The organism is Paenibacillus glucanolyticus (genome assembly GCF_037333485.1).
Lineage (GTDB): Bacteria > Bacillota > Bacilli > Paenibacillales > Paenibacillaceae > Paenibacillus_AQ > Paenibacillus_AQ glucanolyticus.
Genome location: NZ_CP147845.1, coordinates 3,037,683 through 3,057,876, shown reverse-complemented (window position 1 = coordinate 3,057,876; position 20,194 = coordinate 3,037,683). Strand labels below are relative to the sequence as shown.

18 protein-coding genes are annotated in these 20,194 nt (G+C 50.8%); 5 read left to right on the top strand and 13 right to left on the bottom strand.

Going from position 1 to position 20,194, the window contains the following annotated elements; genetic code table 11:
- Positions 1–310: 310 nt before the first annotated feature.
- On the bottom strand, positions 311–2,938 hold the full coding sequence (locus WDY75_RS14500) for a family 16 glycosylhydrolase (RefSeq protein ID WP_063480644.1): 2,628 nt from the start codon (positions 2,936–2,938) through the stop codon (positions 311–313).
- 249 nt (positions 2,939–3,187) lie between these two features.
- On the opposite strand from WDY75_RS14500, the gene msrA reads away from it, so the two are divergent.
- A complete protein-coding gene (gene msrA / locus WDY75_RS14495; protein ID WP_063480643.1) occupies positions 3,188–3,715 on the top strand; it encodes a peptide-methionine (S)-S-oxide reductase MsrA in 528 nt (175 codons plus the stop codon).
- A gap of 193 nt (positions 3,716–3,908) precedes the next feature.
- Here the strand turns inward: msrA and WDY75_RS14490 are convergent, their stop codons facing one another.
- Both WDY75_RS14490 and WDY75_RS14485 read right to left on the bottom strand, forming a co-directional pair.
- Positions 3,909–5,276 carry a sensor histidine kinase gene (locus WDY75_RS14490; RefSeq protein WP_063480642.1) on the bottom strand — a complete coding sequence of 456 codons (1,368 nt, stop codon included), beginning with the start codon at positions 5,274–5,276 and terminating at the stop codon, positions 3,909–3,911.
- Position 5,277: 1 nt separating this feature from the next.
- Positions 5,278–5,964: a response regulator transcription factor gene (locus tag WDY75_RS14485; protein ID WP_063480641.1), complete on the bottom strand. Its 687-nt coding sequence runs from the start codon at positions 5,962–5,964 to the stop codon at positions 5,278–5,280.
- Positions 5,965–6,176: 212 nt separating this feature from the next.
- Here WDY75_RS14485 and WDY75_RS14480 point away from each other — a divergent pair, with 212 nt between their 5' ends.
- Together WDY75_RS14480 and WDY75_RS14475 are read left to right on the top strand one after the other, a co-directional pair.
- Entirely contained in the window at positions 6,177–7,211 is a 1,035-nt protein-coding gene (locus WDY75_RS14480) for a DJ-1/PfpI family protein (RefSeq protein ID WP_063480640.1), read from the top strand.
- 53 nt (positions 7,212–7,264) lie between these two features.
- Positions 7,265–7,903 (top strand): DUF2306 domain-containing protein, encoded by a 639-nt coding sequence (locus WDY75_RS14475; RefSeq protein WP_063480639.1) that lies wholly within the window; start codon positions 7,265–7,267, stop codon positions 7,901–7,903.
- Between the two features lie 122 nt (positions 7,904–8,025).
- Here WDY75_RS14475 and WDY75_RS14470 read toward each other — a convergent pair whose 3' ends face one another.
- The 10 genes from WDY75_RS14470 to WDY75_RS14425 all read right to left on the bottom strand — a co-directional run bounded on the left by WDY75_RS14470 (position 8,026) and on the right by WDY75_RS14425 (position 17,789).
- Positions 8,026–8,595, bottom strand: a complete 570-nt coding sequence (locus WDY75_RS14470; protein ID WP_063480638.1) for a YdeI/OmpD-associated family protein — start codon at positions 8,593–8,595, stop codon at positions 8,026–8,028.
- Positions 8,596–8,735: 140 nt separating this feature from the next.
- Positions 8,736–10,505: a phosphoenolpyruvate--protein phosphotransferase gene (gene ptsP / locus WDY75_RS14465; protein ID WP_063480637.1), complete on the bottom strand. Its 1,770-nt coding sequence runs from the start codon at positions 10,503–10,505 to the stop codon at positions 8,736–8,738.
- Positions 10,505–10,774, bottom strand: a complete 270-nt coding sequence (locus WDY75_RS14460) for an HPr family phosphocarrier protein (RefSeq protein WP_006210512.1) — start codon at positions 10,772–10,774, stop codon at positions 10,505–10,507. Before WDY75_RS14460 ends, ptsP begins: the two co-directional genes overlap by 1 nt.
- 119 nt (positions 10,775–10,893) lie before the next feature.
- Positions 10,894–11,628 carry an SIS domain-containing protein gene (locus WDY75_RS14455; RefSeq protein ID WP_063480636.1) on the bottom strand — a complete coding sequence of 245 codons (735 nt, stop codon included), beginning with the start codon at positions 11,626–11,628 and terminating at the stop codon, positions 10,894–10,896.
- Positions 11,629–11,712: 84 nt separating this feature from the next.
- Positions 11,713–12,441, bottom strand: coding sequence for a creatininase family protein (locus tag WDY75_RS14450; protein ID WP_036637407.1), 729 nt, complete (start codon positions 12,439–12,441; stop codon positions 11,713–11,715).
- A gap of 14 nt (positions 12,442–12,455) precedes the next feature.
- Positions 12,456–13,448: a phosphotriesterase gene (locus tag WDY75_RS14445; protein ID WP_063480635.1), complete on the bottom strand. Its 993-nt coding sequence runs from the start codon at positions 13,446–13,448 to the stop codon at positions 12,456–12,458.
- A 159-nt stretch (positions 13,449–13,607) separates the two neighbouring features.
- Entirely contained in the window at positions 13,608–14,903 is a 1,296-nt protein-coding gene (locus tag WDY75_RS14440) for a PTS ascorbate transporter subunit IIC (protein WP_063480634.1), read from the bottom strand.
- A 23-nt stretch (positions 14,904–14,926) separates the two neighbouring features.
- Positions 14,927–15,190, bottom strand: a complete 264-nt coding sequence (locus WDY75_RS14435) for a PTS sugar transporter subunit IIB (protein WP_006210518.1) — start codon at positions 15,188–15,190, stop codon at positions 14,927–14,929.
- The gene (locus tag WDY75_RS14430) at positions 15,187–15,630 is read right to left on the bottom strand and encodes a PTS sugar transporter subunit IIA (RefSeq protein ID WP_006210519.1); all 444 of its coding nucleotides are present in this window, start codon (positions 15,628–15,630) and stop codon (positions 15,187–15,189) included. The genes WDY75_RS14435 and WDY75_RS14430 overlap by 4 nt, the downstream gene beginning before the upstream one ends.
- Before the next feature lie 47 nt (positions 15,631–15,677).
- Positions 15,678–17,789 (bottom strand): BglG family transcription antiterminator, encoded by a 2,112-nt coding sequence (locus tag WDY75_RS14425; protein WP_231888314.1) that lies wholly within the window; start codon positions 17,787–17,789, stop codon positions 15,678–15,680.
- A 213-nt stretch (positions 17,790–18,002) separates the two neighbouring features.
- Here WDY75_RS14425 and WDY75_RS14420 point away from each other — a divergent pair, with 213 nt between their 5' ends.
- Positions 18,003–18,710: a response regulator transcription factor gene (locus WDY75_RS14420; RefSeq protein WP_006210520.1), complete on the top strand. Its 708-nt coding sequence runs from the start codon at positions 18,003–18,005 to the stop codon at positions 18,708–18,710.
- A 6-nt stretch (positions 18,711–18,716) separates the two neighbouring features.
- Positions 18,717–20,165, top strand: a complete 1,449-nt coding sequence (locus WDY75_RS14415) for a sensor histidine kinase (protein WP_063480633.1) — start codon at positions 18,717–18,719, stop codon at positions 20,163–20,165.
- Positions 20,166–20,194: the final 29 nt, after the last annotated feature.

Here is a 20,194-nt window from a genome sequence, read left to right as displayed (position 1 = left end):
GCTCCGTTCCATACGGAGCGGTTTTCTGTTTTATGGGATAGAAAGCTCAGCCTCACTTCAGGCAAGCAGAAAAAGCTTCCTTGCATGAGAACTCCATTTCACTCGTACATAACTTGAAGCACAAATGAGCAGCCTTAGTCCGGTCAAGATCCGAACTAAGGCTGCTTAGAGAAGCTTTTTATAAAGTTGTCTGCCTGACACGAATGGCTATTCTGAACGATACGCGCGAGAGCATATGGTTATGGCTCTCCCGCTGCTCGGAAGGTATTGCTGTTTCAGCAGCAGCCTGATCTTTCCGAAGCTGTCGGGTTTACTCCGGTGTGCCTTGAGTTACCCCGTGGACATAGGTGAACCAAGGGGTGTCCAGAGCTCCTTGTCCCGGGTTATACGTAAAGAAGTACTCGACAGTATCCCCATGTTTCAGATTCTTCACAGGATACGTATAATTGCCGTTTCCAGTCGGAGTCATGGCTACGTTCAACTGCCCTCCGTTATTGACCTTATAGTGCAGATCAGCAAAGGTTGCGCCATTGACATAAAACAGCAAGTCATCGCCGGTTTTCTTCAGACCCCGCACCTCATCGCCAATGATGATGACGGTGGATGGTTCCGGCACAACCGTGATGGTGGAAGCCGCTGTATGATTGCCGTCAACGGTTGTCGCCGTTACGGTTGCCGTGCCCGGAGCAAGCCCGGTCACAAGCCCGTTCTGACTAACGGAAGCAATACCGGAGCCCGATACGGACCAAGTGACCTGCTTGTTCGAAGCATTCGACGGTGCTGTGCTGGCGTTTAACTGAAGGGTTTGTCCCACTTCCACCTGCGCAGTCGCAGGATTCAAGGTTACGCCGGTCACCGGAACATTTCCAGGATTCGATCCGCCGTTCTCCTTATAGACCCGCACGTAATCAACCTGCATCGTAGCAGGGATATCAGACGGCCCCGGGGAGATGCCACCGTCAAAATTCCCGCCGAGCGCCAAATTCATAATGAGATAGAAAGGCTGGTCGAACGGTGCGTTCGGATTATTTGGTGCGGCCAGTGAATACCATTGCTCGTTCGTCACTTTGAAGAAGAACTTGCCATCTACATACCATTTGATGTTGTCCTCTTCCCAGACTACAGAATATACATGATAGTCATTGTTGATGGTCTGCCCTTGAGGGAAATGATATTCGCCAGAAATATGCCGGTTCGCCGGCCATGTCCCACCGAAGTGAACGGCCCCGCTCGTCGAGCCAGGCAATCTTCCTCTCGCTTCCATTACATCGATTTCGCCAGATGCAGCCCATGTTCCGTAGGGACTGTCTTGCGGAAGCATCCACAATGCCGGCCATATGCCATTGCCTATTGGCAGCTTGGCACGGAAATCAACCCGGCCATACGTAAGGGTGAAATGATTTTTCGTGTTGATTTTCCCGGATGAGTACTGTGCATACCGGTTTGGATCCTGCGGGAAAGATTTCGGATCATTCAAAGCCCGAATGTTCAGCTTTCCATCCTGCACGAATACATTTTGCGCACTGTCAGCATAGTGCTGCAATTCCGCATTGCCCCAACCCCATGTATTCGGATCATCATTGAGATAATAGCCCTGCTCATAATTCCATTTGCTCATATCCAGCGAAGTCCCGCTAAATTCGTCCTGCCAGATGAGATTCATGCCGTCGATGGCCGGATTGCTCGGCGTTCCGATGACAATGTCTTCTTGGTCGCTGACATCCGGGCGTGGCGCATTGGGATTGCCAATAAACGTATAGTTAACATAATTGCTGCCCACGCTGCCACCCTTTTGCCCGTTCAATGGATAGCCGATTCGGATCAACATGTCTTCCTGGATAGGCTGAAACCACAGGCCATAGATGTAGTCGGCCCAGTATCCCCATTGATTGGCATCCGACATATTGTTATAGCCGTTGGCGGAGTATGTAAATCCACTCAGACCCGAATCCCCCATGTTCACCCATTGCCCGTTGATGTTGATTTGGTATACAAAATTGTCAAGCTCCGTGCCGATTGGTGCACCTCCATCGATCTTAGGCAGCGGTACGCCGATAGCGCCGTTCGCATCTGCTGTAAACGTTGTTCCTTCATAAGGCGTAATGACATATGAATTCCTTACTGGCTCATTAAACGTGATGGTATACACGACGTTAGTCCCCGAGGTTTTCGATTCCAATTTGACGTTAATCGACTCCGTTACGTTAAACCAGTACCCGCCGCCTCCATCAGTGAATTGTCCGAAGTTCTGATCGTAAATCCAGCCGCTGGCAGCGTTGTTGTCGATATCAATCCACGTGCTGCTGTTGACTGGCTTTACGTACACCTTCAGATCATCTGCGACAGCTTCATATGTCACAGCCGGATCGTTATTAAACGTTGGGTAAGTAAAACCGGCTCCACCCGTGAAGCTTGCTGTAATCTGTGGCCCTTGCGTAGGTGCCATGGCTGTAATCGTGGTTTTGTTAATGTTCTGAAACACAAGCGTGTAATTCAATGTGACTCCATTCGCCTTGGAGTACAGCTGAATCTCGGTCGTTGCCGAGAGAGTGAACCAATATCCTGTAAAACCGCCATCACTCCAGTGTCCCCAGTTCTGGTTATAGATAAAGCTGCTGACACTGTCAATATCGACCCAGTTTGCGCCTACTTTTACTTTGACGCCAACGTCCTGGGCAACATCATTCCAGGTGGCGGAGCCCCCGTTGAATTTGGGCATAACAAAACCGTAGCTGGCCTGTCCCACCCCTGATTTGGAGATAATGGGTCCGTCTGCTGCTGAAAAGTAATCCATAGAGGTAACCGTCGTGGCTGCCGCCTCCGCGCCGTGAACCTGGGCAGGCTGCCACAGGCTAACGCTTGCCAGCATCCCTATTGCTAAGAATAAACTTAATGCTTTTTGCATAAACCGTCTTTCCATCGTGCGAGAACGCCTCATAAATACCCTCCCTTAATCTGATAGATTCTCAATCTCTGCGCATTCAGGAAAACGCTTACAGATGAGATCCTCTTCATTCTATCGAATTCGGAATCAGATAAACAGGTACCATTTTTTGGGTTCAGGCCTCTTATTTTGGCTATCTACAATATGCGAAAGAACCTTTGTGCCAACTCATGTGGATTTGATATACTGAACTCCTACGAATCTATCAGATCCAATAACAAGATATCGAAAGAGGTTGAGCATATGGAAAAGGCTACTTTTGCAGGCGGATGCTTCTGGTGTATGGTTACGCCCTTTGAGGAGCTGCCCGGCATTCATGGCATTGTATCAGGGTATACAGGGGGTTCCGTAACGAATCCAACCTATGAAGAGGTTAAGAAGGGAATAACCGGACACTACGAAGTGGTAGAAATCACGTTTGATCCCGAAGTATTTCCTTATGAGAAGCTGCTTGAACTCTACTGGCCACAAATCGATCCGACCGATCCTGAAGGCCAGTTTCACGACCGGGGCAGTCAGTATCGAACTGCCATTTTCTATCATAACGTGCGGCAGCAGGAGATTGCTCTCTCTTCGAAAAAGGCTGTGGAGGACAGCGGCCGATTTGACAAGCCAATCGTCACGGAGATTCTTCCGGCTGAACGGTTCTATCCAGCAGAGGAATATCATCAGGACTATCATAAGAAGAATGTGAAGCACTACAAGGAAGATCGCGAGAAATCCGGTCGAGACGAATTTATAACGGAACACTGGCAAGTAACGGACGTATGATGAAAAAAGGAAACGGACTCCTGTTTACAGGAAGAGCCCGTTTCCTTTTGTTATTGGGTCAACCATCTGCTTCTCCCATAATTCGCTGGGGGATCTTGCCATGGCGATTTTATTAAGCTCGGTCTCCAAATACAAACCAATGACTCACAACGAAAAAAGCCGCTATACACGGCCTTCGTCGTCAATATATTCTCTAGTTGTCGGATATTTCGCTGTTCGCCTCTTTCACCTTCGGATTGGAGCCAGCAACAGGTAACCAGCCTGCCAGCACTGCCCCTCCCTGCGGATGATTGCTTGCTTCCAGCTCGCCTCCGTGCTGCTTCATGATTCTGTGCGAGATTGTTAGCCCTAATCCACTGCCTCCGGTAGAACGGCTTCGAGAGGATTCCCCACGATACAGCGGTTCAAACACGCGGGTTAGTTCTTCCATAGAAAAGCCAGCTCCGCTATCGCGTATCGTAAACCTGACATACTGATCGTCTCTGTGGCAATGGACATCAATTTCACCCCCAGAGGGTGTATGTCTGACGGCATTTTCAAGAATATTGTTCATCGCACGCTCCAATAGATGCTTATCACCGCTAATGAAACAATTGTGCGTAAAGTCAGTTGACAGCGATATATGTTTCTCTCGAGCCTGCGGGGTCAGACTGTCGATCGACTCCTGGAGTATGTGTGCAAAATCCATCGTTTTGTTGTTAAGCTGCGTCTCGAAATAATCCATCTTTGTAAACGTGAACAGGTCTTCAACCAATCGATCCAATTGAGCCGATTTCTCCTTGCATACCGCTATATATTTGGCTATTTTCTCCGGTGACTGGGCAATCCCTTGCTCCAATCCATCCAAATAACCGCGCAAGGCGAACAATGGCGTACGTAAATCATGCGCGACGGCAGCAATCACGAATCGTCGTTCCTCCTCCAATTCCGTTTGTTTCCGATAAGATAACTCAAGCCCTTTCACCATAACCTCAAAGCCGTCCCGCACTTCGGCGATTTCCGTGATGCTGGACGTGGGCAGCAATACATCCCAATCGCCTTCCGCAAGTTGCCTCGCGGCCTTGCTCATCCTCTCCAAAGGTTTCAGAAGGAACCTTCTCATGGTCATACCAATAACAACAAAAGCAAGCAGCAGTCCGATCAAAGCCATCATCATCTGTACTGAAGTTGATCTGGGGAGATAAACACTCACCCTTCCCAGGAGCTGCCCGTCTTTGATGATAGAGAATTGTTCAGTAGATGACAAAGCGCTCCGGCGCTCTGGATTTGAACGATAAATCTCCGAATTTGACGCTGATTGAATCACTACATCCATCTCGGTTTTTTGCAGATGGGTAATCAATCGATGCTGCCAATCGGGGTCCTCCCATTGGTCCGAGTTTGCTTCAATCATATGAATCGTTTCGGTTATTTGCCGCTGCAGCTCCTCGTTTAATCGATGGCTTTTTGAGATGCTAAGCGTTTGCGTCTCGACAAAGTTAGCGGTGAGAAAGAATATCCACGGCACTGTAAGCAAGAAGAATAAACAAAGTATCGTAAACGTACGAATGCGAAGCTTCATACTATCCTCCCTCAAAGCGATACCCGACTCCCCATACGTTGACCAAAAGTTGCGGATGGTTCGGATCGGATTCGATTTTCTCGCGAAGTCGGCTCAGATGGACTCGAATAGTGTGCCTGTCGCCTACTCCACCCCAAAATTTCTCAAGTAATTGTTCATATGAGAAAACATGCCTCGGGTGCTCGGCAAATAAACGCAACAGCTCATATTCCTTGGGTGTAAGCACAACGTTCTTACCTTCCACTACGACTTCTCTTGCAGACAGATTCATCTTGAAACGGCCGTAGTCCAAGACCCTTCCCTCCACTGGCTGCGGTGAAGCGGAGCGCCTTAGAACGGCTTTGACTCTGGCAACAATTTCACCAGGCGAAGCTGTTTTGACGATATAATCATCGCCGCCGAGCGTCAAACCCCGAATCTTGTCCACATCATGGCTGCGAGCACTCAAGAAAAGGATGGGAACACTGCTCTCCCCTCGAATCCGGCGGCATAATTCAAATCCGTTCTGACCCGGCATCATGATGTCCAGCACGATGCAATGAACGGGTTGTTGTTTGAACATGTCCCATGCTTGCTCGGTATCACCTGCGGTCATTACGTGAAAGTTATCATTCTCCAGAAAATCCCTCAATAGTTCAACGATGCTTTGGTCATCGTCTACCACAAGCACCGTATGATATACACTCATGCAGACCCCACCTTTTGCATTCTAGTTTATCATTTTTTCTTCCAGAGCCCATGTGGATTTGCATTTTGTGATGAGATGTTTATGGTTTTGTGACTTTTTTACGACGTAGTTTGAGATATTCGTTTGTTATGCTTCTCCTTGCGGACACGGGTGACTTTATATTTCGCTTGCCAGCGCAGACACTGGATAAAAAAGACGAGGAGGATGTATGTATGCTTACCATTCAAATTGTGTTATTTGATGGCTTTGACCTTCTGGATGCCTTTGCACCATACGAAGTTTTTTGCGCCGCTGCCATGCATGTCGAGAACGAATTAAACGTAGAGTTAGTCACGGCTGAGGGAGCTAGGTCCGTGGCCAGCGGTATCAATGGATTGAGAATCGAAGCGACTGGCAGACTGAATCCGGATCGTGCGGGCATCATTCTCGTGCCTGGTGCATCCGGCGACGTCACGGGAGATGGCCCCCAATCGATCCCGGCTATTCTGAACCGGGCGATGCAGACCGAATTAACCGGTCTGATCCGTCAGGCTCTTGTACAAAAAGACATCATAGTAGCTACGGTATGCGGCGGTTCCATGTTACTTGCCATGGGAGGGTTGCTGGAAGGCAGACCGGCGGTAACGAATCACCTGGGGATGGATTTGCTGGGAGCAACCGGGGCAATTCCCGTATGGGCACGCGTCGTGGACGATGACAACCTCGTTACCGGCGGCGGCGTGACCTCGGGACTTGATGTCGCGCTATATTTGGTGGAGCGTGAACTGGGACCGCAAATCGCACACGCCGTAGAGCAGCTGTTTGAATATGAACGAAGAGGAACCGTTTGGAGGCAGACGGGAATGACCCCTAGCACTCCTATGGTGTCGACGAGCGAAGAATCGAACATAGAAGTGAGCCCTGCGACCTCGACTCTCGGGATCATGCCTAATGACATTACACAAACTTCAGCCTTCAACGGAGATTGGGATGCTACGATCGCAACACCTCTCGGGAATATGGAGGTTAAACTCTCGATAGCGGTGGGTTCAGATAAAATTATGGGAACGGCAGTGCAAGGCGAAGAAACCATCCCTTTCGCGAACCCCGTGTTTATCGACAACAAGCTGTCCTGGTCGCTTCGAATCACGAAACCCATGCGCTTGAACTTGAAGTTCGAAGTTGAAGTTGACGGAGACCGCATGACCGGAATTGCCAAGGCAGGGGTGCTCCCCTCCTCCAAATTAACAGGGAACCGGGTGTCCTAGCGCAGGGATGTCCCATCCATAATCATAGTAGAGTCTCGGGGGTTTTGGATTACATGAAGAAACGGAAAACATTATACCGTTTGTTGGCCTGTGTCAGTATTATTTTTATTTTTTATGCCTTGGTAAAAAACTATTGGATTGATCCGGGAGCGACGGGGTTCTTGAGCCGCAAAACCGGGCTGAAGCGCGAGCTGAATCTTCCGGTGTGGTTAAATGTCATGTACGTTCATGTTGCATTTGCCTGCCTCGCCATGGCATCGGGACTGGTCAACTTTTCTAATCGGATTTTCGAAAAAAGCCGCAAATTTCATCGCATCAACGGCTATATCTACATCGTGTCCGTGCTGCTTGTTGTTCTGACTTCCGGTTATATGGCTCCTTACGCCACCAACGGAAAAATTAGCAGTTGGGGATTCAACGCGCTAAATATGTTATGGCTGTTTATCACCATCACTGCTCTCATCCAGATCAAAAAGAAACGAATAATCCGGCACCGGAACTGGATGATCCGAAGTTACGCCTTTTGTTTCACGAACATGTTCATTCATCTGATCACTTCCCTATTTCATCAGGGACTCGGGCTCGAATACGCTGCGAGCTACACCATCGGCATTTACGCTTCAATAGCGCTGCTGCTCGTTATTCCGGAAATCATAATTAGAACGAGCCGAACGGAATTGACAATCAGATGAATAAATAGAGAGATTCCTCGAACGAAAACAACGAACTCCCTCCTAAAGAGTACGTTGTTTTCTTCTATCATAAATTCCATTATGCGGCGATAATCCTCATTAGTTAAACAAGCGGGTGCATGTTAATAATCCAGAAGACGTCCGTCATCATGCCATTGACCGTACATTTTATTCTCTTTCGTGTTTGTTATCAATTTGTCTAATCTGCTCATATACAATTCCGGATCATCTTTGTTGCTCTGTATTGTGTCGATCCGCACTCTTTGATAAAGTGATGGAAATGCCACAAAATTTGCGTACACCTCCCTGTCCTCTTTAAGCCTTTGCATAATCACATTGTCTATTACGAAAGCATCCGGATCCATATCAGGAAGAACCTTTATTCCTTCATCTCTCATCCACCCCAATTTTTCAAGACGGCGGACACGCTCTTTATTCAGTTCCGTCCATGAACTTTTCCTGCTTCTAGGAGACAGTCTTTGCACCACTCCCGCCCCAGGTATTTTCTTCTTGACTCCATCAATCCAACCAAAACACAAGGCTTCTTCGACTGCGTCCAAATACAAGATTGCAACCGGGTTTGGCGTCATACTGACCATGACCCAGCAGCTTTTTTCAGTAAGGCTATTCTCCAGCAGCCAACTCCTCAATTCTGCTCTCGAAGTAATTGCAAGCAAGTTTTCAATTTCCATGGTTTAAATACAACCTTCCTTTTATATGGAATATACAATATGGATGCCTTGGTCGATGATGCAGTCATTAAGTAATGCGCTAGAGCAATTCTACCCCCGGCTATCATTAAATATAAAAAAAGAAGTATGACAGTGGTCTGTCATACTTCTTCATACAGTTTGTTGAGTTTGGCGTTATGAAAGTCTCTCAGCGCCTGACGAACAGCCTTGGGGGTATCGAGAAGAAGAATGCGCTTTGCCAGCTCGCGGCACTCCCGGCGATCCAGGCCTGCAAGCGTCTCCTTCATCCGGCTGAGACAGCCGGCCTCCATGCTCCATTCGTCCAGCCCAAGACCGAGTAAGAGTGGTGCGGCCAAGGGATCACCCGCCATGCTGCCGCACATGCCGGTCCATTTATCGGCCGCATGGGAAGCCTCAATGACCGTGCGGATTAACTGCAGCACAGCTGGATGGAAATAATCGTACAGGTGAGCCACATATTCATTCATACGGTCTGCTGCTACCGTGTACTGAACGAGATCGTTCGTACCGATGCTGAAGAAATCCACTTCACTTGCAAAAAGTCCTGCCAATACGGCCGTTGAAGGAATCTCAACCATAATGCCCACTTCCATATTCTCGTCGAACGGAAGGCTCTCCTGCCTTAATTCAGCCTGCACTTCCGTCAGAATTCCTCTGGCCTGTCTCCATTCCTGCAGGCCGGAGATCATGGGGAACATGATCTTCACCTTGCCGAAGGCGCTGGCCCGCAGCACCGCACGCAGCTGCGTGCGAAGCAGGTCCTCACGGACTAACCCCACACGTATCGCACGGTAGCCGAGGAACGGGTTCGCCTCCTTCGGCAGCTGCAGATACGGCAGTTCCTTGTCTCCGCCGATGTCCATCGTGCGGATGATCACGGGGCGGCCCTCCATGATGCGGGCCGCTTCCTGGTATGCACGGAACTGCTCCTCCTCGCCCGGCATGGCCTGGGCGTTCATGAACAGGAACTCCGTGCGAAACAATCCCACGCCGTCCGCGCCCTGCAGGACGGCGGCACCGGCTTCCGCGGCGCTGCCGATGTTCGCCGCGAGCTCCACGCGCGCGCCGTCGGCAGTCACTGCCGGCCGCGCCGCGTACACCTCGAGCGACTGGCTGCGCTCGAGGTCCCGCAACATGCGGAGCCGGTACTGCTCCGCTTCCGCTTCTTGCGGCCGGGCAATACAGAGCCCGGCGGCCCCGTCAAGGACGAGCGTATCGCCGTCCTTGATACCCTCGACGCCGTCACCTGCGCCGACGACAGCGGCAATACCGAGCGACCGCGCAAGGATAGCGGTATGCGAGGTGGCACCTCCGGTTCGGGTAATAAAACCGACCACCAAGGCAGGGTCCAGCTGCACCGTATCCGACGGTGCCAGATCGTCAGCCACCAGAATGACCTGTCCGGTGATTCCGGTAAGACCGTGCGTATGCCCCGGCGATAGACAGGCAAGAAGCCGGCTGCCGATATCGCGAATGTCTGCGGCGCGCTCCTTCATGTAATCGTTGTTCATGTCTTCCAACAGCGAAGCGACCTGACCAACGATTTCGGCAACGGCCCGCGGCGCAGGCTCCAGATGCTCTCGGACCCGGGCTTCCATCTTCGGATAGAAGGCAGGATCGTCCAGAAGCTTTCGCTGTCCCGCAAGAATGCCCGCTTGCTCCTCGCCAACAGCTTTCGTTGCTTTCTGCGTCAGCTCCTCCAGTTGTTCCGCGCAGTCGGCTTTAGCCTTCCGAAGTTTATGAAGCTCTGCATCGACCGCCGCCGGGGTATCCAGCTGGCTTACGGGAGAGTCAACTGTTCCGCCATCCTGCGCAGGCTTGTAGATGTATGCCTTGGCTATCCGAATTCCTTCCGATACGCCGATTCCTTGAATTTCCTGCCTCTTCATCACCCTTCACCAAACTTGCTTACGACGAGCTGTACCAAAGCTTCGACGACTTCCTGTTCTCCATCCCCGCTCGCTTCAATGCTCACGACAGCTCCTCGCTCAATGCCGAGTGTCATCAGCTCCAGCATGCTTTTGCAATCAGCGGCACGTCCTTCTCCTGTCATTAGACGTACCTCTGCCTCATATTGTCCTGCTTTTTCAGAGAAAAGCTGTGCCGGACGGACATGAAAGCCCTGCTCATTCTGTATGGTTACGGTTTGTGCAAACATGTCGTTCCTCCTCATCCTGTACGGCCTGCCCGTATCTGATTCATCCTTGCCAGGCGGCCTGCTTTATTGTGTAGTTTGGCAATCAAGTATTTTGGCCTAAATCGCATGGTTCTCCATCATCAGGCCAATAAGGCTATCCGTTCTCTATAAACCTCGATCAACGCTTGGTTATGCTCATCGGAGCCGTCAACATTTCCGCTAAGAAATACAGGAGGTCTAAACCCTGCTTCAATCATAATCTCGATGGATTCGGCGAACAGAGCGTTCAATATCAAGGCACCGACTACGGTCGAGCTCGGCGTGAACGGCACCTGGAGGCCCGGATGGCTCAATACGGCATCTCCTTTGACCGAGAAATTATCGATCACCAGATCAACGGCATCCGCCAGATGTTTGCCGCTGCGGTGGCGGGACGGCTGGCTCATGGAATATTCCAGTGAGGTCATGCCTACAGTGAAGGCTCCCTTCTCCTTTGCCATCAAAGCGACGTCCACCGGAACGGGATTGCGGCCCGAGGTAGACAGGACGAATACCACCTCGTCCTTGCGGATATCCTGCTTCCTCATGAATTCGGCGGCAAGGTCGTTTTGTCTCTCGAGTTCCGACGAACGTACCGCGCCTTCATGCAGCATCAGCTTCTCTATAAGAATCGGAGATATCGGCACGAGTCCGCCTGCCCGGTAGAAGACTTCCTCTGTCAAGATATGCGAATGCCCGCAGCCGAACAAATGAATGATACCGCCCTGCTGTATACAATATGCCACCTTCTCCGCAGCTTCACGGATCGGCTTGGCCTGTTCGGTTCGGACTTTGTCAAACAACTTGCCGATTATATCAAAATAGGTGTTCATCATGATCGCTTTCACCTCGTTGTTCGTGTATTCATTTGTGCTTATTGCAGTCTCGTAATCGGATCGTATCGGACCGGACCGGTTGGTTCATAACGCCTTTTTCGCCCGGAGAACCATTTCAGCCATGACATCCAGGCTCCGCTGGATAATCCGCTCACCCTTTTCCCTTGTTGCCAGGGTTGCATCACCGAGTACGGCGGAGGCCGTCATCTCCTCCCACGGTGTAGGCGTGAAATCCGCATCGAATGGGATGTGCGGAGCACCGTCGATGGCCTTGCTCATGTCTACATACTCGCCCGCGAGATAGAGCATGTAGGATGTCTCAATTTCATCGGCATGCATATAGGTGCCGTGAGCAGCCGAGGCTTCCCGTACTTCCGCTGTTATTTCCTTCGTGCCTGGATAAAAGAAATAGAATACCTTCAATGCGGGGACCCGTTCGTATAAAATTCTTGCGGCTTCCTTCAGCGCAGCGGCATTACCCAGATGGCCGTTGACCATGATGAAGATCCGGAATCCCTGCTGATATAAACTCTCCCCGATATCGGCAAGCAGCCGAATGAGCGCTTCGTTTGACACATTGATGCTTCCCGGGAAATTACGCAGGCTCCACACTTGACCATATGGGAGGGTCGGCAGTACAAAGCTGTCCGTCCGCTCTGCCAATTTGTCCGCCAGTCTGGCCGCGAGGAGATTATCCGTACCCAGCGGCAGATGGGGACCATGCGCTTCAACGGCGCCGATCGGCAGGATGGCAGCGCCAAACCTACGGATTTTATCCTTCACCTCAGCCGAATTTTCGAGTTCGAATTTCATAGTAGGCGCACTCCTTATTTTTTAAATGAGAAGCAGTTGGCCGGATTGCTTACGAAAAATTTCTCCACCAGCTTCCGGCCGTCAAAACCGCAGCGGTTCGCCTCATCCACAAAGCGCGGCACCCATTTGGAGATAATGTATTCCAGTCCAAGACCGTGATCGTAATGCTTGTAATAGGTTTTTCGGGCGGTATCTCCACTGATGAGAATCTGATCCTCGTGGCCTTTGCGGACAAGCTCCAGAATAAGCGAGATCCGGGAGCTTTCCGGTGCATACTTGATTTTGCCGATGCCGTCAAAACTCATGTAAGCTCCCGTTGAGGCGATCTGCTCATGGTAGTAGGGGTCTGGATTGCGGTCCATATGTCCCAAGCTTAAATAGGACAGCTCCACGCCTTCGCTTTTGAGCAAATCTATTTGCTCCAGCGCCATCGTCCCGACCTCAGTATGGGAGTGGATCGGTGCTTTCGTCTCATGGTGAGCGCGTGCTACAGCGCGCAGCGTCTTCTCCTCCAGAGGTGTGATGCGGTTATAGCCTGTCCCGAATTTAACCTGACCCGCTTTGAAAGGCGTGCCTTCAAGCCCTTCTTCCACTTCCCGAATGACGAAATCCGCCAGTTCGTTGATGCTTTTTGCTTCAATCCACTGCGCGTAGCTGGCATAATCGCCTGTCAGTGGCTTAAGCTCCTCCTTGATTTGGGCATCCCATAGGAAACTCTTGTTGAAACCCGCCGTTCCCACAATATGAATACCGGTTTCGATTGCGATTTCCTGTACTGCCTGAACATCCCGTCCGTAATCGACGGCTGTAGCATCCACGATTGATCGACCGCCGTGTTGTTTGAAGTCAAGTACATCCCGCTTGGATTTCTCTTTGTCGTCCAGCAGCAAATCGTCCTCTCCCCGTTCCTGCCAGTAGGCCGGGCGGCAGACAATATGCTCGTGGGAATACGTAAAGCCCAGCTCCTCCTTGCTGATATCTCCATGTAAGGTACGAATAAAGTCCATATCGTATCTCCTCCACTCATTGTTAGGCAAGCAGCTGAAGGGATTGACCGCATATAGCGGAAGTTGAACTCGCGGCTACAATCCCTCCTGCTCCTTTGTATCTGTAATCTTCAGACAGTCAAGCCGCTAAGACACTCCATCGTTTTTGCAACAGGATGGTTAAAAGAACAGCTTCGCCAGGAAACTCAGAATCGGTCCGATGATGAACATATCGGAATCGGCCGCCCACATGGCCGTATCCGGCACCGTCGAGCCAATGAAGAAACACACCATCAGGAATTGTCCCCATGCCACAACAGTTGCCGTGATGAAGCCGCCCATGACGGCCCCTCTGACTCCGCCTGTCGAGTTCCCGAATACACCCGCCGTTGCCCCGTGAAAGAACAACACAATCATCGTCGGCACGAAGATGTAGGAAACGGTATTGCCAAGAACAAGCAGCCAGATGATGGCACCCGCAAAAGCTCCCAGGAAACCGAGAACGACCGCATTCGGCGCATAAGCGTATACAACAGGTGCATCCAGTGCAGGTTTAGCGCCCGGTACCAGTTTGGTAGCAATTCCGTTGAAGGCCGGAACCAGCTCGCCGATAAACATCCGCACCCCCATCAGAACAATGGCGATTCCCCCTGCAAACGTGAACGATTGGATAATGGAGTAGATTATGAAGTTCTGGTCACCCGATTGTTTAATCAGCTCGGCCGCTGCAGGCGTGCCTTTTGTCGATAAAATAACCGCTCCGATCAGAAACAAAATTCCCATACTGAGCGCAGTGATAACATTGGAATCGCGAAGAAACTCGAAGCCCTTCGGCACTTTAATTTTCTCAGAGTCATTGTTCTTGTTCCCGAACCATTTGCCGAACAAGGCAGCAAGCAGGGCAACCGAGGCCGAGGTGTGACCCAGCGCGATGTTATCGTTGCCCGTAATTTTACGCAGGAACGGCTGAACCAGCGCCGGCTGAAATGTCCAGTACACACCCAGGACAACCGCAATCATCAGAACCAGCTTCCAGATCGAAATACCGCTGGCAGCATGAACGATGACACCTGCAAAAATAGTCGAGGTCCAGAACATCATATGTCCGGTCAGGTAAATAAACTTAAACCGGGTGAATCGTGCCAGCGCAACGTTGATCAGAAAGCCCAACAGCATGGCGAGAGTGACGGCGCTGCCGAATTTGGAATTGAAAGCTTCCTGCCCCATGAAGGTACCGAGGGACCCGCTTTCCAAACCGAAAACTTCTTTCCACATCGGCTCAAATACGTTCAAGGCTTTCACGATGACATCAGATCCTGCACCGATAATAAGGAAACCGATGATCGCTTTAAAGGTGCCGCTTACGAGTTGGCTCGTTGATTTCTTCTGAAGCAGAAGACCTACCAGAACGATAAATCCAAGCAGAATGGCCGGCGTTCCAAAAATGTTGGTGGCAATCCAATAAAGTACGTCCATGAGCCCTCTCCCTTTCTAATGGTTTACAGTACTTCTTCCAGCTTCTGTTTGATTTCGTTGTTGTCAAAATAGTTATTGACGATAACAACTTTGGCTTCATGCCCTTGAAGGCTTTGTGCCAGCTCGTTGCTTGTAATAATAAAGTCGGCTGCTGTTCCGGAGGCCGTTGAGACGTCCGTATGCTCGACATCGGCATTGACTCCCATGCCGCTCAGTACATTCTCCACATTCATTCTCAGAATCAGGCTCGTTCCTTGTCCTAAACCGCATACGCATAAAATTTTCATGTTTCGTTCCCCCTAATAAGTTGTTGGATTGTCTCCACATCAGCGGCTTGCTTGAATTGTTCCAGATTGTCCGGGTTGCTTAACAGCGTAGTCAGCTTGCGCAGCATGGCGATATGTTCCGAACTCGTGGAGCCGCCGAGGGCGAATACGAGCTGTACCGGATCATTGGCTGCATGGCCAAATACAACGGGGTTCTTCAATCTAAGCAGCGAGACCGACGCTTCCTTCACCCCGTCCTCCGCACGGGCATGCGGAAGAGCGACATGGGGCGCAAGAACAAAGTACGGGCCTTTGTCACGGTAGGATGCTACCATGGCGTCGGCGTAACGTTCTTCCGTCGTTCCCGCATTCGTAAGAAGTCCTCCCGCTAAGCGGATTGCTTCTTCGGCCGTCTCGGCTTCTACATCCAGGGCAATTAGTGACGGTTCTAAAAATTTCATCTCTCATCTCTCCCAAATCCGGTATTCTAATTGACGCTAAATTGGCGCTAATGACTGCTTTGCAATTGCTGCAGTATTTGCTCCTTCGTCTTGGCCTCTTTCAGTCTGGTCAAGTTCTCCTTCTCGCCGAGCAGGAGTGTCAGCTCCGACAGCGCTTTCAGGTGAGACTCACCGTCAATCGCCGCCAGCACCAGAATAATTTGAACCTGATGGCGAGGTTCCTCTGAGAAGGCGACGGGCTGCTCCAGCCGCAGCAAGCTGATTCCCAGCCGCCGGACTCCATCCTGCGGCTTGCCGTGTGCAATCGCGATGCCAGGTGCAACAACGATGTAAGGACCGAGTGCCTCCACTTTGGAGATCATCGCATCGATGTAAGCTCCATCGATATGCCCATCTTCAAGCAGAGGTTCTGCGGCTTCACGTATAGCGCTCCGCCAGTCGGCAGCTTCTCTCTTTACTTGGATCATGCGTTCGGTAAGCAGATCCGACAGAGAAGGCTTGCGCGCTTCGCTCAGCCACGTTTTTCCTACGGACAAGTAGTGGTTAAGCTCCTCCGCAAGTCCCGCTTCATCCTTTACCGCGGCATATTTATGGACAATGTCCAGCAATGCCTGAACTGTATTGGCCTGAGTTCTTGATTTACGACCGGCAACCATGCTGATCTGGTTCAGCAGGTGCTCCTTATCCTTGTCGCTTAGAATCGGATTCACCAAGAGAACGGGCACTTTGCTGTCCGGTAGAGGTACCGTCGAGAATATAAAATCGACACGCTCTTCATGAAATGACTCGTAATCGCGCAGCGAGAGCACCGCTGATATATCCACAGCAGAGAATAAGTTCTCCAGCTGCGATTTCAGCATCCGTGAAGCGGAAATACCGTTGACGCAGACGATGGCGGCCTGCCGCCTCACGGCCGGCTTCGTGTTCTCTCTGCGCAGCCAGCCGCCGAAATGCATGGCGAGGTATCCGATTTCGTTATCATCAAGTTTGCGACCAACCAATCGCTCGAACGGCGCCGCGGAACGCCGGGTTAACTCGAACACTTCCCTGTACTTGGTAAGGATATTTTCGAGCAGCGGATTTTCAAGATCGAGTCCGTACAGGATCCGGTAATAAGCCGGTTTCAGATGGACCAGAAGATGTTCCTCCATGGCTTCCCGGTTCGGCAGAAATACACAGGCATATCGTTGAAAATCATCGATCATCTGCTGGGTAACTTGGCGGAGCTGCTTGAGTACCTCTTCGGATCCGGTCACCTGTTCCATCCGGTTCACTCTCGCTCCAAGCAGGTGCATTGCAAAATAACAAACTTCTTCATCCGGAAAAGAGATGCCAAACAGGGGACCGAGTCCCTCCGCAATACGTGCAGCAGCTTCAAACTCAGGCGTTCTATGCAGTACGCTTCGCTCATCCTCATCAATTGAGATCCATTGTGCTGCCTGTATCCGCCGTATATATAGCAGGAAGCGTGCCGTCAAATTAAACAACATCTCATCCGTCAAATCTACGCCCAGCGTTATTTCACTATCCGAGATCAAGCGATAAACCCGCTTCAGATCGTCCGCTTTCATGGTCGGAAACAAGACCGCGGCAAGCTCGTGGCTTTCGGATTCCTGGTTCGGGTCAAGCGCCTGTTCCCAGCTAGCATTGCCGAAGATTTGCCCGAAGTAATAGCTCAGCAGCTTCCGCTTGTCACGCTCCTGCCCCTGCACACCATAACCTCGCTTGCGATCATAGGTTACCTTGAGTCTCGCGCCCTCTATCTCCTGACGGACGCTATTCAAATCCTTGAGCACAGTTCCCCGACTAACCTGCAGTAGATGTGTCAAATGCTGTACAAAAAGCGGCCCCACCGCCGATAACAGATAAAGCGAGATCCAGGCCAGTCGTTCTCGTGGAGACAAATAGTACTGCTGTGCATGAGGCTTCCCCGCCAGCTTCGGCAGACCCGCCCGACTCTCATCAGGCAAATAGTAGCCTGCTGTCCTGACATATTGAACCGGTGGAAGATGAACCGCTTTCAACCAGTCGTTTACTTTTTCCATATCATAATAAACGGTTCGTCTGGAGATACCGAGCTTCTGCATCAGTTCTTCCAGTGATACATAATCGGCTGCCTCATGAAGCAGGGTCAGAATCCGTGTACTGCGTTCGTCCAAAATACGGCATCAACTCCTTTGCCGTTTAGTGTGATACCTTTTGCAACTTGATTATACCCATGGGCAATGAAGAAGGGACAGTTCAATTCATGGAGTCCCTTTTGTGCAAAACTGTACTCTGCCAAGATTCTCCTCGTTTTGCTCTATGTATCTTTCAGTCCCATGCTATAATGAACAGAAAATTTAAAGCATACGGAACAGGGGCGACAATTATTGAATTCTCCTAAAACCATACTCATCATTGAAGATGAACAGGATATCTCTCGTATTGTGAACGACTATCTGCGTGTTCAGGGATTCAGCGCGTTTATCGCAGAAAATGCCAGTGACGGATTGCGGGAAGTCCGGAACCGTCAGCCGGATTTCATCATTCTTGATCTAACGCTGCCCGATGCCGACGGGATTGAAGTCTGCCGCAAGCTGCGTACGCTGACCGCTGCGCCTATTCTTATCTTAAGTGCTCGAAGCAGCGATACGGACAAAGTGCTGGCTCTGGGTTTTGGCGCGGACGATTATATGACCAAGCCCTTCTCGCTCAGTGAACTGGTCGCACGAGTTCAGGCACATTTGCGCAGACTGGCAGATCCGAAATTTAAGGCAACGACACAGCAATTATTACGATTCGACTCGTTATCGATTGATAAAACAGCCCGCAAGGTCATGGCCGGACATCTCGAGATATCTTTGTCCGCGAAGGAATTCGACCTGCTTTACTTCCTCGCCTCCCATCCTAACCAAGTGTTTACCAAATCCCAGCTGCTGGATCAGGTGTGGGGGTATTCCGCTTTTGTCGAGGATAACACGATTACGGTTTACATTCGGCGGCTCCGCGAGAAACTGGAGCGAAGCGAAATCAAACATTCCTATATCACCACGGTTTGGGGTGTCGGTTATAAATTCGATCCCGAAGAAACGGAGTAACCTCCCATGAATTGGAAATTGTGGTATAGAAAAGTGCGTTTGGTTGCTTGGCTATCTCTTCTTATTATGCTGCTGTCCGTCGGTTGGCTCGTTTGGCCTTCGAACCAACCGACTCCGTCATCCATTGTCAACCATATTCGTGTGCTGACTAATCCGATTGTGCACACCATGGAGAAGGAGCATACCGAACTGCTGCTGTCCGATGCACCGCTTCGGCAGAAATTGAACGACTGGAGCAAGGAGACAACCATCAGCCTCAAGGTTGTGCTTCCGGACGGCACGATGGTCTATGATAGCGATCATTCATCCTTGCCATCCTTGCAGCATATTTATCCGCGTTTTGAACTGGACTATACGCTGCGTATTTCTGACAGCGAACCGCCCGATTATCATCTTGCGTTTCCGCTGCTGGACGCCGAATCCAGCGCCTTAATCGGCTACGCCCAGTTTACTGTTCCTGCGCATGTAATGGCCGCAGCGTTACCCGCCTCGAGCCCGGTTATCCTTGTGCCATGGACGCTGCTTACGCTGGCCTTTTTGACGCTGCTTTATTTATTCTTCTCCATCGGACGCCGGGTGCAGCGCGATCTGGTTCAACCCATCGCCGAGCTTAAGCCTTACGCGGAAGCTATCTTGAAAGGCGATTACGAGCAGCGCGCCGAATGGACGAGCGATAACGAGGTCGGAGAGCTCTATGCCGTCTTTGACCTCATGCGAGAGGAAATTCGTAATTTACATATGCTGCAAGCTGCACATAACCAGTCGCACAAAGAATTGATTTCCAATCTGTCCCATGACTTAAAAACTCCGCTGACGACCATCAAAGCCTATGTGGATGCGATTCGTGAAGGTATCTGCCCCGATCTGCCCAGCGTGATGGCTTATCTTGAGGTTGTACATGCAAATACCAGCAAAATGGCCGTGCTTGTCGACGATTTGCTGCTGCATGCCCTGCGCGATCTGGAACAGATTGCGGTACATCCACTGGAGCAGTATAGCTCGTCAGCGCTTGAGCCCATATTCCGGACAATGGCCCACTACATTCGTACAATGGGTGTGAACTGCGAAGAGCCCTCCACTATTCCAAACGTCCTTGTCTTTATTGATGCCGTGCGTATCGAGCAGGTCATCGCCAACCTCGTCACAAATGCCCTGAAGCATACCGAGCCCGGGGATACGATCACGCTCGCTGTGGAGGAACAAACCGAATGGTCCTGCTTGCGGATCATCGTCTCTGATACGGGCAGCGGGATTTCTCCGCAGGATATGCCCTTTATCTTCGAGCGTTACTACCAGGGAAGTGTCCCGGACCGCACGAAACTGGCCCAGCGGCACGGGGTCGGACTCGGATTGTCGATTTGTAAATATATCATGGAAGCGCATGGCGGCACGATCGAATTTCACAGCAAACAACAGCAGGGAACAACTTTCTACTTAACGCTGCCGTTAAGCTGACCCCTGTCATACTTTATTTATAATTTGAT

Coding starts and splice junctions, on each gene's coding strand:
- WDY75_RS14490 (WP_063480642.1), bottom strand. CDS start 5,276: ATGAAGCTTCGCATTCGTACGTTTACGATACTTTGTTTATTCTTCTTG.
- WDY75_RS14440 (WP_063480634.1), bottom strand. CDS start 14,903: ATGGACGTACTTTATTGGATTGCCACCAACATTTTTGGAACGCCGGCC.
- WDY75_RS14450 (WP_036637407.1), bottom strand. CDS start 12,441: ATGAAATTCGAACTCGAAAATTCGGCTGAGGTGAAGGATAAAATCCGT.
- WDY75_RS14500 (WP_063480644.1), bottom strand. CDS start 2,938: ATGAGGCGTTCTCGCACGATGGAAAGACGGTTTATGCAAAAAGCATTA.
- WDY75_RS14480 (WP_063480640.1), top strand. CDS start 6,177: ATGCTTACCATTCAAATTGTGTTATTTGATGGCTTTGACCTTCTGGAT.
- WDY75_RS14445 (WP_063480635.1), bottom strand. CDS start 13,448: ATGGACTTTATTCGTACCTTACATGGAGATATCAGCAAGGAGGAGCTG.
- ptsP (WP_063480637.1), bottom strand. CDS start 10,505: ATGAAGAGGCAGGAAATTCAAGGAATCGGCGTATCGGAAGGAATTCGG.
- WDY75_RS14485 (WP_063480641.1), bottom strand. CDS start 5,964: ATGAGTGTATATCATACGGTGCTTGTGGTAGACGATGACCAAAGCATC.
- WDY75_RS14430 (WP_006210519.1), bottom strand. CDS start 15,630: ATGAAATTTTTAGAACCGTCACTAATTGCCCTGGATGTAGAAGCCGAG.
- WDY75_RS14455 (WP_063480636.1), bottom strand. CDS start 11,628: ATGATGAACACCTATTTTGATATAATCGGCAAGTTGTTTGACAAAGTC.
- WDY75_RS14435 (WP_006210518.1), bottom strand. CDS start 15,190: ATGAAAATTTTATGCGTATGCGGTTTAGGACAAGGAACGAGCCTGATT.
- WDY75_RS14470 (WP_063480638.1), bottom strand. CDS start 8,595: ATGGAAATTGAAAACTTGCTTGCAATTACTTCGAGAGCAGAATTGAGG.
- msrA (WP_063480643.1), top strand. CDS start 3,188: ATGGAAAAGGCTACTTTTGCAGGCGGATGCTTCTGGTGTATGGTTACG.
- WDY75_RS14415 (WP_063480633.1), top strand. CDS start 18,717: ATGAATTGGAAATTGTGGTATAGAAAAGTGCGTTTGGTTGCTTGGCTA.
- WDY75_RS14475 (WP_063480639.1), top strand. CDS start 7,265: ATGAAGAAACGGAAAACATTATACCGTTTGTTGGCCTGTGTCAGTATT.
- WDY75_RS14460 (WP_006210512.1), bottom strand. CDS start 10,774: ATGTTTGCACAAACCGTAACCATACAGAATGAGCAGGGCTTTCATGTC.